This is a genomic window from Aquirufa originis, from assembly GCF_042714495.1.
GTDB classification, from domain to species: Bacteria; Bacteroidota; Bacteroidia; order Cytophagales; family Spirosomataceae; genus Aquirufa; species Aquirufa originis.
Genome location: NZ_JBBKXY010000001.1, coordinates 1,152,742 through 1,167,471, shown reverse-complemented (window position 1 = coordinate 1,167,471; position 14,730 = coordinate 1,152,742). Strand labels below are relative to the sequence as shown.

The window sequence follows — 14,730 nt, the reverse complement described above, 5'->3', positions numbered from 1 at the left end:
TTGCGTTATGCTATAAATCACAATCACATGAAAAAGATTCTAGGATTAGTACTCGTATTCATAGGCTTGCAGGCTTGTGGACAACAACCCAAACAAACGCCTACACAAACGATAGCAACTACAGCAACAAAGACAATGGAAAATTTGCCTAAGACAGAAGCCGAATGGAAGGCTAAATTGACAGAAGAAGAATATTATATTTTACGCCAAAAAGGTACCGAACATCCCTACACCGGCAAATTCTTAATGCACAACGAGAAAGGGATGTATACATGCAGAGGCTGCGGAGCACCTCTTTTTAGCTCTGATTCTAAATTCGATTCGCATTGCGGCTGGCCTAGTTTTGACAAAGAAGTAAAAGCAGGCGTCATTAAAGAAACCGTAGACAATACCTTAGGCATGCGCCGCACAGAAATAACCTGCGCGAAATGCGGAGGCCATTTAGGCCACGTGTTTGACGATGGTCCTACAGATACAGGATTGCGCTATTGCGTGAATTCGGTGTCGATAGGGTTTGAAGCGGCGAAAAAATAGAGTAGAGATAGTAGAGTATAGAGAGGAAATGGTGAATGGTAAGCGGTGAATGTTTTCTCTCTACTCTATAATCTATACTCTCCACTGCCTACTGTCCACTGACAACTGTTAACTATGTCCCCCATCATCACTTATTTCCAGTCTATTTACCCTCTGAGCGCAGCTTCTCAAGAGGCATTGGTAAGTATTTGCCGGGAGATTAGTAGTGCTAAAAACCAGGATTTGCAATCCATCGGCCAAACCTGCAAGACCCTTTATTTTTTGAAAAAAGGAATGGCTCGCATTTATTATATCAAAGACGGAACGGATGTGACAGAGGGCTTTTATGGCGAATTTAACTTGATTGCGCGGGCTGAAAGCCTTTTTGCGGGCAAGCCTAGTCAAAAAGGCATACAGGTTTTGGAGGATTCGGAGCTTTGGTCCATTGATACGTCCGCTTTAACTTCGCTGTATGAAGAGCACCGGGATATCGAGCGATTGTTCTCGAAATTGTTTGAAAAGGCCTATGTGGAGACTATACAACGGATAGAAAATTTGCAGTTTCATGCGGCAGAGGAACGCTATCACTTATTAGAGAAAGAGCAGCCTGAGGTATTAAAAAGGGCTCCATTGAAATTTATTGCTTCTTATCTGGGAATCACACAGGTAAGTTTGAGTCGCATTCGGGCGAAGAAATCCTAATTTAACATTTGTTAAGTGCTTTTGGCGTTCAGCTGAGCACCTTTGTGTCTAAATATGACACAAATGGAAGTTCGGTTCGGATTGAAAGAGAATTGGCAGCAGTTTAGTTTGTTGGTTTTAGTGAATGCCTTTGTGGGTGGGATGGTCGGACTCGAACGCTCTATTTTGCCTCAATTAGCGGCTCAAGAATTTCATATTGCCTCTCATTCGGCCATATTTTCCTTTATTGTCGTTTTTGGTATTGTCAAAGCCTTAACAAATTACTTCGCTGGTCATTTTGCGAATACATTGGGCCGTAGACGTTTGTTAATTTACGGTTGGCTTTTCGCGATTCCTATTCCCTTCTTACTCATGTGGGCGCCCTCTTGGAATTGGATTGTGGCCGCTAATCTACTTTTGGGAATTAATCAGGGCCTCGCATGGTCCAGTACCGTGACTATGAAAATCGATCTAGTGGGGGATAAGCAGCGGGGTTTAGCCATGGGAATTAATGAATTCGCGGGGTATTTATCCGTCGGTTTAGTGGCGCTTTTAACGGCCTGGATTGCGAATACATATGGAATTAGTCCTTATCCCTTTTATATAGGGATTGTATTTGTGTTTTTAGGCTTGTTGATTTCTTGGATTTGGGTGAAAGACACCCGGTCATTTGTCCAAAAAGCGGCCCAAGAAAGTTCCCTTCCTTTGCTTAAAAAACCCTTTTGGGATACGACTTTGTTACATCGGAATTTAGGGGCCATTACTCAAGCGGGTCTCGTCAATAATCTGAACGATGGGATGATATGGGGGCTATTTCCCCTGTTATTAGCTACTAAAGGTTTTGATTTAGGCCAAATAGGGATTATTACGGCCATCTATCCCCTGGTTTGGGGCCTAGCGCAATTAGGGACAGGACGTCTATCCGATTTTATTTGCCAAAAAGATTTGTTGTTTATCGGCATGCTTCTTCAAGCCTTTGCCATATTAGGTCTTATTTGGGCTCAAACATTCGCCGCTTTCGCCATTCTATCCTTTGTGATAGGCGTAGGAACAGCGATTGTCTATCCGACTTTTTTAGCATCCATCGCTGAAAATACACACCCAGCTGATCGGGCTGCTAGTTTAGGCACTTTTCGCTTATGGCGTGATTTAGGCTATGCTTTCGGTGCTATTTTAACAGGTGTTTTAGCGGACTATTTCGAACTAGAAGTGAGTGTAATCGTCATTGGATTATTGACACTGGGCTCCGCGGGGGTGATAAAGTGGAGAATGATTTGTTAAGGGTGATTCTTTTTTAAAATTGTGCTGCGCAATAATTTTCAAAAAAGAATCACCCTTAACAACTGAATAGGGAGGGAAGATGGTAAGTGGTGAATGGTAAATGTTTCCTCCGGACTAATTCCCTCCGGACTTTGCACTGTCTACTGACTACTGTCCACTGCCTACTGATTTATCTAATTCTTCTTTCCCAATCAATCCCACACTTGACCACGTTTTAACGCCATTCTTGTACATTTCTAGGTAGGGGATAGCTTCGATTTTCTTGGATTTTGCAAGCTCTTGGTTTTCGTCTACATCGATTTCAATCAGTTCGACTTTGCCGTTTTGAGCTTTAACCCATTCCTTTAAGATGGGGCTTAATTGCTTGCAAGGGCCGCACCAAGTGGCATTGTAATCGATGATGACCATCGGTTTGCCTTTGATTTTTTCGGCAAAAGTAGCCTCTGTTAAACCGGCAGAACCTGCTGGTTTCGCTTCGCCAGTAGCTACTGGAAGATTAGCTGATTGCCAAGCTAACATACCACCTGTTAAATTGACGATGGATTTGAACCCCATTTCTTTTAGCATCCCTGCGGCTGAAGCAGATCTTGCCCCAGAAAGGCAATAGACGAAAACGGTATTGTCTTTCGCTAATTTCGATGCGATTTGTGCAAAAACGAGCGGAGTGCTGATGTCTGCATTGATAGCACCTTCGATGTGGCCACCTTGGAATTCATCGGCTGTTCTGACATCTAAAATTTGTGCCTTCGATTCAGCCGTTAAAGCTGTTTGGAATTCGGATGCACCTAAATCTTGTTGCCCTTCTTTTGGACCACATGAAAATAAAAGTCCAAGGACTAAAAATGAATATAAAACGTTTCTCATTTCGAATGTTGTTTAATGATACCTTCCAAAGTGCTCGCAGGAATTACCCCTGATTGACGCCAAACCGACTTACCATCCTTAAAAAGGATCAGGGTAGGTACGGAACGGATTTGGAATTTATCTGCTAAGGTACGATTCTTGTCGACATCGATTTTAATGATTTTGGCAGAATTACCAATTTTAGACTTTAATTGCTCTAAAATAGGTTTTAATTGCTTGCATGGGCCACACCATTCGGCTGAAAAATCAACTAAAACGGGTTCTGGCGATTTCAATAGGTCTGCGAATTTGCTCATAATGTGTCAGTTTTCAGTGGGTAGTGTGCAGTTGTCAGTGGGCAGTCCGGAGGGAATGAGTCCGAAGGAAATTTTAGATTATAGATTAAAGAGTCGAGAGTAAAGAATTCACCTCTCACCATTCACCATTCACAGCCATCTCTTCTCTCTACTCTATCATCTCTTATCTTAAATTAGTCCACGGTCCTCCATTATACACCTGCGTATAACCCGCAGCTTGAAGTTGGCGGCGTGCCATGCCACTGCGGCTTCCCGAGCGGCAACAAGTAATTATAACCTGATCTTTCTTTAGTTTGTTCAAATTAGAACCTAAAGTTTGCAAAGGTAAATTGATGGCTCCTTTGATGTGTCCATCTTTGAATTCTGCGGGAGTGCGAACGTCGACTAATGTGGCACCATCTGCTAAAAGTGCCTTGAAGTCAACCTTTGGCCCAAATCCGAATAAATTTTTGAGTAATTCTAACATAATTTCTGTGTTTATATAGGCAAATATAGGTCAATGAATGTAGCTTGAGCGTGACATTTGTCCCCTCCTTATTTTTGACCCACTAACTGTACGACCTCTGCTAAACCTTGGTGAAGTGGGCCTTCGTTTAATGTCCGTTGCTTCTCTTCGTTTACTAGAATTTTTAAGCCAGGGAATTCCTCAGCGATGGTTGCAGAGGAAAATAACCAGTCTATGTTTTTAGGTCCTCCTGAACTTAAACCAAGTTGGCGCTGGTTAAATCCTTCTAAAATAAGTAAGCCGCCAGGTTTAAGCCACGAAACGCATTGCTTGTAAAAATGTAATCGAGTCTCTAAGGGCAGATGGAAATAGGTTAAGGCAATGACGTCAAAAGATTCCAAAGGGAATTTAACGTTTGTGGCATCTGCAACCTTAAAGTGAATCCGTGTTTTTTCGGCTGAGGCTAATTTTTCAGCCTTTGCTTTACCTTGTTCACTTAAGTCAAAAGCGTGGACTTCCCATCCTTTTTTAGCGGCAAAAACGGCATCTCTTCCCTCGCCAGCGCCTGGGAATAAAATGCGGCCCGCGGGTAGGGGTGTGATTTGCTCTTTCATGAAATCATTTGGATCTATTCCATATTGGTATTCATCCGCTTGATAACGCTCGTCCCACATTGCTTTCATTTGTAAAATTTGTAGTTTAGTAAAAAAAATAACTATGAAAAAAAACTTACTCTTAACCTTATTTGTTGCTTTAATTTCTTTCGCAGCTAACGCACAAACACACAAAGTGGTCGTGCAATTAAATACTTCAGATACCTTGGTTTGGCACGGCGCGTTGAAGAACATTTCTAACCTTCAAACCGCATTGGGCCCTAACACACAAATTGAGTTAGTTGCTCATGGTTCAGGTATAGGTATTTTAATCGATGGCAAAACAACGCAAAAAACTAAGATTGCCGAATTAGCTGCCTCTGGTGTTTTGTTCAAAGCCTGTGAAAATACCATCCGCGAACGTAAAATTGATCGTGCTACTATTCTAACACAAGCTGGTACCGTCCCATCAGGTGTAGCTGAAGTCGTCCTCAAACAAGAGGCAGGCTGGGCCTATCTCAAATATTAAGTTGAAAGGCCGCCTTAACAGCGGCCTTTTTACTTACATCTTTCCTGGTAAGATTTGATTCCAATATAAATAGGGAAGTAGGTGTTTCTTCATTTGGTACATAGACCAGCGCTCTTTCGATTGATCAAAAGGGAAAGTTTCAACCGGCGTATTATTGTAAGCAAATTCGGCCAAAACCAATTTGTCGTAACCCGTAATAATGGGGCAAGAAGAGTAGCCATCATAGGAGGCTGTCATGGATTTGGCCTTCATTACAGCCAATAAATTACTTACTAAAACGGGTGCTTGCTTGCGAATGGCCGCTCCTGTTCGGGATGCGGGTAGATTAGCTGCATCACCACATCCGAAAATATTTTTGAATTTATTGTGTTGTAGGGTATGTTTTTCCACATCTAACCAACCTGCGGCATTGGCAAGAGGACTAGTCTTTATGAAGTCGGGAGCAGATTGTGGCGGGGTTACATGAATCATATCGTATTCAACCCAGTATTCTTGATCTTTATTGGATTCACCTATTCCCACAAATTTCGCTTTTTTGTTTGGTCCATCGATTTCGTCTAGTTTGACAAAGAATTGCGTCTGGATGCCATAACGAGCAATGACCTTTTTTAAGGTATTTTCGTATTTTTCTACGCCAAAAATACGTGTACCTCCACTCCAAAACTCCACCTGGCTATCAATGCCGTGTTTTTTGAAATAATCGGCTGCTAAATACATAATCTTTTGAGGAGCCCCACCGCATTTAATGGGGGTGTGCGGATTGGTGAAAATTGCCTTGCCCTCTTTGGTCTTCTGAATACATTCCCAAGTATAGGGTGCCGTTGCAAAACTATAGTTAGAGCATACCCCATTTTTACCTAGGTTTTCTTTTAAGCCTTTTATCTCTCCCCAATTCAATTGGATCCCAGGAGCTGCTATTAAATAGTCATAACTTACATCGGTTCCATCAGCTAAGATAACCTTGTTCTCTTCTGGTTTAAAGCCCGAAACCATCTGTTGAATCCACGTGGTTCCGGCAGGGATGACCGATGATTCATCACGCTCCGTGTCTTGAATATTGAATTCTCCACCACCTACTAAGGTCCAAGCGGGTTGGTAATAATGTTTCTTTGCGCCATCAACGATTGCGATATCCAAAGACGAATCTTTACGTAATAACTGTGCTGCGATCGAAATGCCAGCGTTTCCGCCGCCTACGATTACAATAGAATGATGTGTTTTCATGATTAACGATTTAAAGAATATGTTGTAATATTAGGAGATTGAAAAGGGAGAAGTCGTGATAAATGTCACTTGTCCCTTTTTATTCTTCTCGTAACTTGCAGAACTAATTTAAAGAACGATTTTGAGCGCACCATTTCAGCCCCGATACCAGATATTAACAAGCTTTTTGTTCGGATTACTCCTATTCCTTTTTGGATTTTTAGGCTTTCGAACGTATCAAAATGTAGGGACAGCACAGTCTGATTCGACCCAGGTTTATGCCGCTCCTGATTCCAATTTCACGCATGTATGGACTGCACCCTCAGACTGGCGAATGATGTATTTACAGCCGGAAGAGAAAGAATTAGTGGTGTATGGAAAAGAACTCATTGCCCACACGTCAGAATATTTGGGTCCCAAAGGTTCAGTAAAAGCCATTTCCAACGGGATGAATTGTCAAAACTGTCACTTAAATGCGGGCACTCAGCCTTGGGGAAATAACTACTTCGCCGTTCAATCGACTTACCCTAAGTTCAGAGCTCGATCTGGAACGAAGGAAAATCAAATTAAACGTGTAAATGATTGTTTTGAGCGTAGTTTAAATGGCAAGGCGTTAGATTCTACGAGTCGCGAGATGCGGGCGATTTTGGCCTATATTAAATGGCTAGGTTCCGATGTCGAAAAAGGTAAGTCCCCTAAAGGTGCTGGTATATTTAAACTAAAGGGAATGAAAAGGGCTTGTGATCCAATCAAAGGTGCCGAGGTTTATACCAAAAAATGCCAGTCGTGTCATCAAGCTGATGGTGGAGGTTTGCTAGCAGAAAATGGGAGGTCTTACACTTATCCACCTTTGTGGGGTGCTCATAGTTATAATAATGGCGCAGGTTTATTCCGAATTTCGAATTTTGCGGGCTATGTGAAATACAATATGCCTCAGGGAACTACCTATGATAAACCACAATTAACGGATGAGGAAGCTTGGGATGTAGCTGCTTATGTAAATTCAATGCCTCGGCCAGCGAAAGATTTATCGAAAGATTGGCCTAAGATTTCCAAGAAGCCATTTGATCACCCCTTTGGACCGTATGCAGACCCTTTTTCTGAAGAGCAGCATAAGTACGGACCTTATAAGCCCATTAAGGTCTGGGCTGAAAAGCATCAATAAAAAAAGGATGCCGAACCTAATCGACATCCATTTCTCTACTCTCTACTCTCTTATCTATTAGTGAGGAAGCTTATCTCTAAACTTTCCATATACCCAGGTACCGGCAATCGAGCTTAAAATAACAACCGAAATAGCTAAGACTCCCGTTCCTAATTGAGCGAAAAGTGGGCCTGGGCAAGCGCCTGTTACTGCCCATCCTAATCCAAAGATTAAGCCGCCGTAGATTTGGCCCATATTAAACTTTTTGTCTGTAAACGTAATTTCTTCTCCGTGAATCGTCTTTACCTTGAATTTTTTAATCAGGAATACGGAGATTGCGCCCACGACTACTGCAGTGCCTATGACCCCATACATATGGAAACTTTGTAGTCGGAACATTTCCTGAATGCGGAACCACGAGATGATTTCTGCTTTCACGAATACCACGCCAAACACGATTCCAACCGCTAAATATTTAAAATTATACCACCAAGGATGGCTCAAATTAGACTCGTTCAAACACATGGTGTCTAATGAACGTACTTCAAAATCAGTTTCTTTTTCTTGCGTATTCATCGGATTAAAGAGCTAAAATGTAAGGAAGAATTAAATTGGCCATCACAAATCCGCCTATCATAAAGCAGATTGTAGCTACTAGAGAGGGCCATTGTAGATCGCTTAGGCCCATAATAGCGTGGCCAGAGGTGCATCCACCCGCATAACGAGTACCAAATCCCACGAGGAATCCTCCGCCTACCATCATAACGAACCCACGTAATGTAAATACGTCATGAAGTTCGAATAATTGAACAGGAACCATTCCTGAAAGGTCAGTTATGCCATAACTGGCAAGTTCTTTGGCTAAATCTAGATGTATGATGATGGGAGCATCTGAGCCTAAAAAATGGGCAGCGATGAAGCCGCCGATGAAAATTCCACCGATGAAAAATAGATTCCAAGATTCTTTTTTCCAATCGTATTTGAAAAAGGGAATGTCGCTCGGAATACAGGCGGCACACATGTGACGCAGATTAGCTGAAATGCCAAAGTGTTTGTTGCCTAACAAGAGTAGGGCTGGGACAATCAGTCCAATTAATGCACCGGCGACATACCAGGGCCAAGGTTGTGTAATAGTTTCCATCATTTATTTGGTATTTAATTGTTTAAATCCACTAATCGTTCCCAACACAAAATACCCCAAAACAGCAAAATATACAATGCTATTCAGGGGTTTACTCGTAATGGGACACGTGCCACTGGCACACCCTATATCTCTCCAATAGAAATATCCGGCTATTCCGCCGAATATTCCTCCTAGGATTTGCCAGAATCTATTTTGAATGAATTTCTTCATATTCTACTTCTTCTGTTGTTGTATGGTTGTTGCGAGATGCCGGGATACCGCAACCTTGAGATCCGCAGCCAGCATTCAGCAAGGCCATTCCTACTAGTACGGTTCCCATCATTCCGATTAATATATCGGATGCACGGTAGGCCTCTACAAGCGCATATCCACCTATAAGTAGGCGGATAATGCGCATGAAACCCCAATTTTGTGTTAGGTTAGCTAGCATATTAGTTTTGGTAAATCAACATATCGTGTAAACCTCCACCGTTATATACCTCTGCTAATCCTGCTTGCTTTAAAAGCATTTGAGCCATACCTGAACGATTGCCGCTTCTGCAATAAACCACGATGGGTCCAGCCATAGCCTTAAATTCGTCTAAGCGCAATGGAATGATTCCTAAAGGAATATTAATGGCACCATCGAAATGTCCACCAGCAAATTCTCCTGTTTCTCTTACATCAACGACCGTAGTCGCTGGATTAGCTACTATTTCTTCCATGATTACAATAGGGTTGATGGACAAACGTATTCTGTTAATTGGAATTTCTCCGATTCTTTAATGGCTTTGAATCCACCTTTTACATCGATCAAGTTATCGAATCCGCGGGCTCTTAAGGTTGAATTAAAGATCATAGAGCGGTATCCACTCGCACAATGTACGAAGTAGGTTTTGTCCTTGTTGATTTTTAACATGCTGTCATTTATGAAGTCCAAAGGCGCATTTTCCACATCAATTACGTGCTCAGAAAGGTATTCGCTGTTCTTGCGAACGTCCAGAATTTCTCCTGCACCAGCATTCACACGCTTCAATAATTCAGCAGCATCAATTGATTCAATGCTATCGATTTCTAACCCAGATGCTTTCCAAGAGGCGAATCCACCTTTCAAATATCCGATTGTGAAATCATAGCCTACGCGTGCAAGACGTGTAATCACCTCTTCTTCGCGGCCCTCATCCGTCACTAACAAGATTTCCTGTTTGATATCTGGAATCATAGCACCTACCCACGGAGCAAATGATCCGTCGATACCGATGTTAATTGAATTAGGTACAAATCCAGCTGCAAAAGTCTGTGGATCACGCGTATCTAGGATTAAAGCGCTTGTCTCGTTTGCTGCCGCTTCAAATCCTTCTGGACTTAAGGCATGTTGGCCACGCTCTAATACTTTGTCAATGGAATCATATCCTTGGATATTCATCAAAACGTTCAAAGGGAAATAAGCTGGCGGAGCGACTAATCCAGTTAAAACTTCTTTTTTGAATTCCTCTTTTGTTAACGCAGGGTTCAAAGCATAGTTTACTTTCTTTTGGTTGCCTAAGGTATCAGTAGTCTCTTTACTCATGTTTTTTCCGCAGGCAGAACCAGCTCCGTGTGCTGGATAAACGATGATATCATCTGCTAATGGCATAATTTTGTTGCGAAGGGAATCGTATAAGTGACCAGCTAACATATCTTGAGTTAATTCAGCGATTACTTTTTGTGCCAAATCTGGACGTCCCACATCCCCGATAAATAGGGTATCACCGGAGAATAAGCTCGTTTCTTTTCCGTTTTCGTCGATTAAAAGGAAACAGGTTGACTCCATCGTATGACCAGGGGTGTGGATCACGCGGATGGTTACATTGCCTAATTTGAATTCTTGGCCATCTGTCGCTGAAATGCAATCAAAAGCACAAGCGGCATTTGGGCCGTAAACGATGGGTGCACCTGTTTTGGCAGACAAATCAATATGGCCAGAAACGAAGTCCGCGTGGAAGTGTGTTTCGAAAACATACTTTATTTTAGCGCCATTACGTTCCGCTTTCTCGATATACGGCTGCACCTCGCGAAGTGGATCGATGATCGCCGCTTCGCCATTGCTTTCGATGTAATACGCACCTTGTGCTAAACATCCCGTGTAAATTTGTTCTACTTTCATGCTATTTTTCTGTTAAGATTATTTTAAAGGGAAGGCTAATTGTTGGATCAGAATGTACATTCCCATCACTAATACGAACCAGCCAAAACCTACTTTTAGTTTGTTTCCGTCTACTTTTTTACTCAAAATATCGCCGAAGAAAATCCCGACAATGGCTAAACCTGTCACGGTTAATAATAAGTTCCAGTCAATGATTGCATGGCCAAGATCACCTGTGAAACCAATTAAGGACTTCGCTGCAATGATTAATAGGGAAGTGCCTACCGCCTGTTTCATGGATAATTTAGAGAGCATTACTAAGGCTGGGATGATTAGAAATCCGCCTCCAGCGCCTACTAGGCCTGTTAAAGTTCCTACAATCGCTCCCTCTAACAAGATCATTGGGTAGTTAAATACTTGAGCTTCTTCTACGTAAGTGCCTAATTTTTCTTTTTCACATTGCTCACATTTGCCTCTAATCATCGATATCGAAGCGGCAACCATCAAGATTGCGAACAGAACCATCATCAAGATGGATTTAGTTACGACAAAATCGCCCACCATACCTACCTCTGATGGTATTAAAGGAACAATAAATTTGCGGGTGGCATAAACGGCAGCAATCGAAGGTATTCCGAAAATGACGGCGGTTTTAAGGTTAATCAACCCTTGTCTGTATTTGGGAATAGCGCCTACTAAAGAACTTGCACCTACGACAAATAAGGAATAGGCGGTTGCTAAAATAGGATTCACCCCAAAAAGGTAGACGAGGACCGGTACTGTTAAAATGGATCCGCCACCCCCGATAAGTCCCAAAGAGACTCCGATTAACAAGGATGCGAAATAACCAATAATTTCCATGTTGTGTTTTTAGTTTTTGTTGACACAAATTTCAACCTTTTGCTAGACCTTATTCGTGATTTTTATCACAAGGTTCGAAAATTTATAAACGATAATTTACGACGAAATTCCAGGAGTTCATATTCACTTTATTTTGGATATACTTTGAGTTCTCCATCGTGTCCCCTTGATTCGTTTTGTTAGCTAGAAGAAATTGAAAATCAAGCCCTTTGGCAATTTTTGAGGCATCGATCAGGATTTCCAAATTCACTTGCGAATAAGAAGGCATTCCATATTTATTCAGATTAAAATTAGTTACTGATGGTAGATCAAAATAGCCTACACTGGGATTAATTTTCATTTTCCAGTTTGGAATCGCGTAACTAAATTTAGCCACATAGGCTTTCACATCGCCCAAACCCTCGTTTCTTTCTCTTGGCATAAACGTATAAAAAGGATCCTTTCCCCATTCACGAGGCATGAGATATCTGCCTTCTGCACTGATGTTTGTAACGTTTAAACTTCCATTCCAGCGCTTGTATTCTAGCCCAGTTTTTAAACTGATGACAGAAGCATGGGTATTTTTTTCTGTGTACTGGTTATCACTGAGGGAGTGTTGCTTGATAAATTGAATTCCACTGACCCATTTTCCGCCTCGGATGGGATGGGCGAATTCTGCAGAAATCAAGGCAGTTTGCAGTAAATTTTCGACGAAAAGGTCATGGAATTTATAGCTTATCCCTTTCCATTTTTGATCGAGTCCTGCCATCATCATTCCCGCACTCCTTAAATGTCCAGCATAGGTCGATTTTTTGCCATCAATGGCAACACCCACGGGAAAATAGCCAATGGACTCTGCTACAGGTGACCAGCCCATGGTTCCTCTAGGAGCCATTTCATATAAGTAGCCTAGACTAAGAGGGCCCCATTCTGCATAAATTCCTCCCTCAGCGCTTGGCCTCATTCGGCCATCTTGTGGATTAATAAAGGGGGTATTTAGCACTTGGCGTCCTAGTTTGACTTTCATTTTCTTGTTTTGGTAAGTCAAAGATGCTTTTTCAATCCGTGTTAAAAAATCCAAATTAGAGGTATTTGCTTGATCGAATAAACCGATTTCATAGCGACTCGAAGCAAGGTTAGAAGAATTTAGAAAGGAGGTGCTTAGGGATCCCGAAAGGTCTACTTTAAAGTGCTTGCCTACGTTTTTTGTGTAACCCAATTCAACTCCTAACGCATTAGCCCCATAATCAGGCAATACTTTTTCGTTATCCGTTTCTAAGTGAAAGTAGCGGAATTGGGCGTAAAAGGGCTTTTGAGCGAGTAGTGGAATGCTAAGCAATAAGGTAAAAAGGAATTTCATCATAGGACAAAATTCCTTAATTTAGTTTAGCTTTTTCGTGATGAAAATCACAGTCCCCTTAAATCCACAATCTCAATCTGGTTTTTGTTGATTTTGATGAATCCTTTCTCTGCTAATTTCTTCATCAATCGGGAAATGACTTCACGGGAGGAGTTTAATTCTTGGGCGATATCAGTGAAGGAAGCCTTTAAAATGTTCGTTTTTAAGCTTTTTTGGTGTTGTTTTAAGTACCAAAGTAAGCGCTCATCTAGATTTCTAAACGCGATTTGATCTAGTGTATCTAGTAATTCTTCGAACCGAGATCGGTAGGTCTCTAGCACGAATTGGTACCAAGATTTGTATTTAGCGCCCCATTCGTCCATTAATTCGGCTGGGATGGCGATGACTTCGGTATCGACGAGGGCTTTGGCCATAATCTGAGACGATAATTGTCTCGCAGCGCAAGTCATCGAAATGGCGCAAGCTTCGCCCGGGTGAAGATTGTACATAAATACCTCATTGCCTTCTTCGTCTTCGCGGAATACTTTGATAATTCCTTTCGTTACCAAGACAGCTGACCGAATGGATTGCCCTGTTTTCATCAAATAGTCGTCCGTTTTGAATTTACGAACAACGCCTACTTGTTGAATCTTTTTGCTTAATTCAGGCTCAAACTGATTGAATAATTCCATTTTAGTAACTGATAACTGCTTGTTTTTCTAGGCTTTCGTAGGCTGCATCGATAACGCGCATACTCGCGATTCCATCTTCTCCGGGTACCGCTGGTGCCACTCCGGAACGCAAAGATTGAAAAACATTCTCATAGAATGCCATATACTCGCCTTTTTCAGAAGGAACTCGCTCAGGACTGTTTCCGTCCACGTGCAATAAACCATATTCACTCGGAGCATCTATGCCCCAATTTTCGCCCATAGGAACGTGCCCTTTGTCTAAATCGACTTCTTGGCGATCAGAGCGGGTTTTGATGAAGCTACCTTTTGTACCATGTAATTGGAAGGCGGGAATGGGTTCTTTGAAGTAATAACCACTTTTTAAGCGAACACGCAGGGACGGATAATACAAGAGAATCTCGAACAAGTCGATGACCTCTGTACCCGGTCTAGTCTTGCGTAAATCCGCAAAGACGTGAGTAGGTTTTCCAAACAAGTGTAAAGCTTGATCGATTAAATGAGGCCCTAAATCGGTCACGATTCCAGCACCAGGACCTGCATCTTCTTTATGTCTTTTAGGGGACATGAGTGGGTTGTAGCGGTCAAAATGAAACTCAGCTTCGACGATATCGCCTAAAACACCTGATTCGTGTACCTTTTTCAAGGTTAAGAAATCGGAATCCCAACGGCGGTTTTGGTAAACAAATATCTTTTTATGTACTTCTTTAGCTAATGATACGAGCTTTTCTGCCTCAGCCGCGTTGCAAGTAAACGCTTTCTCCACCACGATGTGCTTTCCCGCTTTTAAGGCAGCCATAGCGTATTTGAAGTGAGAATAGATGGGGGTATTGACAATCACTAATTCAATTGATGGGTCTGCTAAAACAGCTTCCATCGAATCGAAGGAGGTGGAATCAGGATAGGCATTCTCAATCGTTTTCTTGGAGCGTTCCCAAGATCCTCGTAAATTGAATCCAGGATGAAGCTGAATAAATGGGGCGTGAAAAACGCGGCCAGACATTCCAAAAGACAGTAAAGCGGTTTCGATCGGTTTCATAGAAGTAAAAATAAACAATTCAGACC

The 14,730-nt window shown here is 42.0% G+C and carries 19 protein-coding genes; 5 read left to right on the top strand and 14 right to left on the bottom strand.

Annotated features, from left to right (window positions below; translation table 11 throughout):
* Nucleotides 1-27 precede the first annotated feature (27 nt).
* From msrB to SKC35_RS05130, 3 genes are all read left to right on the top strand, one after another.
* Entirely contained in the window at nucleotides 28-534 is a 507-nt protein-coding gene (gene msrB / locus SKC35_RS05140) for a peptide-methionine (R)-S-oxide reductase MsrB (protein WP_377978353.1), read from the top strand.
* Nucleotides 535-648: 114 nt separating this feature from the next.
* Entirely contained in the window at nucleotides 649-1,215 is a 567-nt protein-coding gene (locus SKC35_RS05135) for a Crp/Fnr family transcriptional regulator (RefSeq protein ID WP_377978352.1), read from the top strand.
* A 63-nt stretch (nucleotides 1,216-1,278) separates the two neighbouring features.
* Nucleotides 1,279-2,475 carry an MFS transporter gene (locus SKC35_RS05130; protein ID WP_377978351.1) on the top strand — a complete coding sequence of 399 codons (1,197 nt, stop codon included), beginning with the start codon at nucleotides 1,279-1,281 and terminating at the stop codon, nucleotides 2,473-2,475.
* Nucleotides 2,476-2,622: 147 nt separating this feature from the next.
* On the opposite strand, the gene SKC35_RS05125 is transcribed toward SKC35_RS05130, so the two are convergent.
* The 4 genes from SKC35_RS05125 to SKC35_RS05110 form a co-directional block, all read right to left on the bottom strand.
* Entirely contained in the window at nucleotides 2,623-3,339 is a 717-nt protein-coding gene (locus SKC35_RS05125; protein WP_269008723.1) for a thioredoxin domain-containing protein, read from the bottom strand.
* Nucleotides 3,336-3,635: a thioredoxin gene (gene trxA / locus SKC35_RS05120; RefSeq protein WP_269008722.1), complete on the bottom strand. Its 300-nt coding sequence runs from the start codon at nucleotides 3,633-3,635 to the stop codon at nucleotides 3,336-3,338. Before trxA ends, SKC35_RS05125 begins: the two co-directional genes overlap by 4 nt.
* Nucleotides 3,636-3,798: 163 nt before the next feature.
* A complete protein-coding gene (locus SKC35_RS05115) occupies nucleotides 3,799-4,101 on the bottom strand; it encodes a rhodanese-like domain-containing protein (RefSeq protein WP_377978350.1) in 303 nt (100 codons plus the stop codon).
* Nucleotides 4,102-4,169: 68 nt separating this feature from the next.
* Nucleotides 4,170-4,763 (bottom strand): class I SAM-dependent methyltransferase, encoded by a 594-nt coding sequence (locus tag SKC35_RS05110; protein WP_377978349.1) that lies wholly within the window; start codon nucleotides 4,761-4,763, stop codon nucleotides 4,170-4,172.
* 34 nt (nucleotides 4,764-4,797) lie between these two features.
* Here SKC35_RS05110 and SKC35_RS05105 point away from each other — a divergent pair, with 34 nt between their 5' ends.
* Complete coding sequence (locus SKC35_RS05105; RefSeq protein ID WP_377978348.1) at nucleotides 4,798-5,202, top strand: DsrE family protein; 405 nt, start codon at nucleotides 4,798-4,800, stop codon at nucleotides 5,200-5,202.
* A gap of 33 nt (nucleotides 5,203-5,235) precedes the next feature.
* On the opposite strand, the gene SKC35_RS05100 is transcribed toward SKC35_RS05105, so the two are convergent.
* Nucleotides 5,236-6,426 (bottom strand): NAD(P)/FAD-dependent oxidoreductase, encoded by a 1,191-nt coding sequence (locus SKC35_RS05100; protein WP_377978347.1) that lies wholly within the window; start codon nucleotides 6,424-6,426, stop codon nucleotides 5,236-5,238.
* Between the two features lie 166 nt (nucleotides 6,427-6,592).
* Between SKC35_RS05100 and SKC35_RS05095 the strand changes: the two genes are divergently transcribed.
* Nucleotides 6,593-7,570, top strand: a complete 978-nt coding sequence (locus SKC35_RS05095; RefSeq protein WP_377978346.1) for a c-type cytochrome — start codon at nucleotides 6,593-6,595, stop codon at nucleotides 7,568-7,570.
* Nucleotides 7,571-7,627: 57 nt separating this feature from the next.
* On the opposite strand, the gene SKC35_RS05090 is transcribed toward SKC35_RS05095, so the two are convergent.
* From SKC35_RS05090 to SKC35_RS05050, 9 genes are all read right to left on the bottom strand, one after another.
* Nucleotides 7,628-8,074 (bottom strand): YeeE/YedE family protein, encoded by a 447-nt coding sequence (locus tag SKC35_RS05090; protein ID WP_261345560.1) that lies wholly within the window; start codon nucleotides 8,072-8,074, stop codon nucleotides 7,628-7,630.
* Nucleotides 8,075-8,129: 55 nt separating this feature from the next.
* Nucleotides 8,130-8,693, bottom strand: coding sequence for a YeeE/YedE family protein (locus SKC35_RS05085; RefSeq protein ID WP_377978345.1), 564 nt, complete (start codon nucleotides 8,691-8,693; stop codon nucleotides 8,130-8,132).
* Nucleotides 8,694-8,880: 187 nt separating this feature from the next.
* Nucleotides 8,881-9,123 (bottom strand): hypothetical protein, encoded by a 243-nt coding sequence (locus tag SKC35_RS05080; protein ID WP_377978344.1) that lies wholly within the window; start codon nucleotides 9,121-9,123, stop codon nucleotides 8,881-8,883.
* Between the two features lies 1 nt (nucleotide 9,124).
* A complete protein-coding gene (locus SKC35_RS05075; protein WP_377978343.1) occupies nucleotides 9,125-9,397 on the bottom strand; it encodes a rhodanese-like domain-containing protein in 273 nt (90 codons plus the stop codon).
* A gap of 2 nt (nucleotides 9,398-9,399) precedes the next feature.
* On the bottom strand, nucleotides 9,400-10,818 hold the full coding sequence (locus SKC35_RS05070; protein WP_377978342.1) for an MBL fold metallo-hydrolase: 1,419 nt from the start codon (nucleotides 10,816-10,818) through the stop codon (nucleotides 9,400-9,402).
* 18 nt (nucleotides 10,819-10,836) lie between these two features.
* The gene (locus SKC35_RS05065; protein WP_377978341.1) at nucleotides 10,837-11,658 is read right to left on the bottom strand and encodes a sulfite exporter TauE/SafE family protein; all 822 of its coding nucleotides are present in this window, start codon (nucleotides 11,656-11,658) and stop codon (nucleotides 10,837-10,839) included.
* 82 nt (nucleotides 11,659-11,740) lie between these two features.
* A complete protein-coding gene (locus SKC35_RS05060; RefSeq protein WP_377978340.1) occupies nucleotides 11,741-13,000 on the bottom strand; it encodes a hypothetical protein in 1,260 nt (419 codons plus the stop codon).
* A gap of 44 nt (nucleotides 13,001-13,044) precedes the next feature.
* Entirely contained in the window at nucleotides 13,045-13,668 is a 624-nt protein-coding gene (locus SKC35_RS05055; protein WP_223130918.1) for a Crp/Fnr family transcriptional regulator, read from the bottom strand.
* Nucleotide 13,669: 1 nt separating this feature from the next.
* Nucleotides 13,670-14,704: a Gfo/Idh/MocA family oxidoreductase gene (locus SKC35_RS05050; RefSeq protein ID WP_377978339.1), complete on the bottom strand. Its 1,035-nt coding sequence runs from the start codon at nucleotides 14,702-14,704 to the stop codon at nucleotides 13,670-13,672.
* Nucleotides 14,705-14,730: the final 26 nt, after the last annotated feature.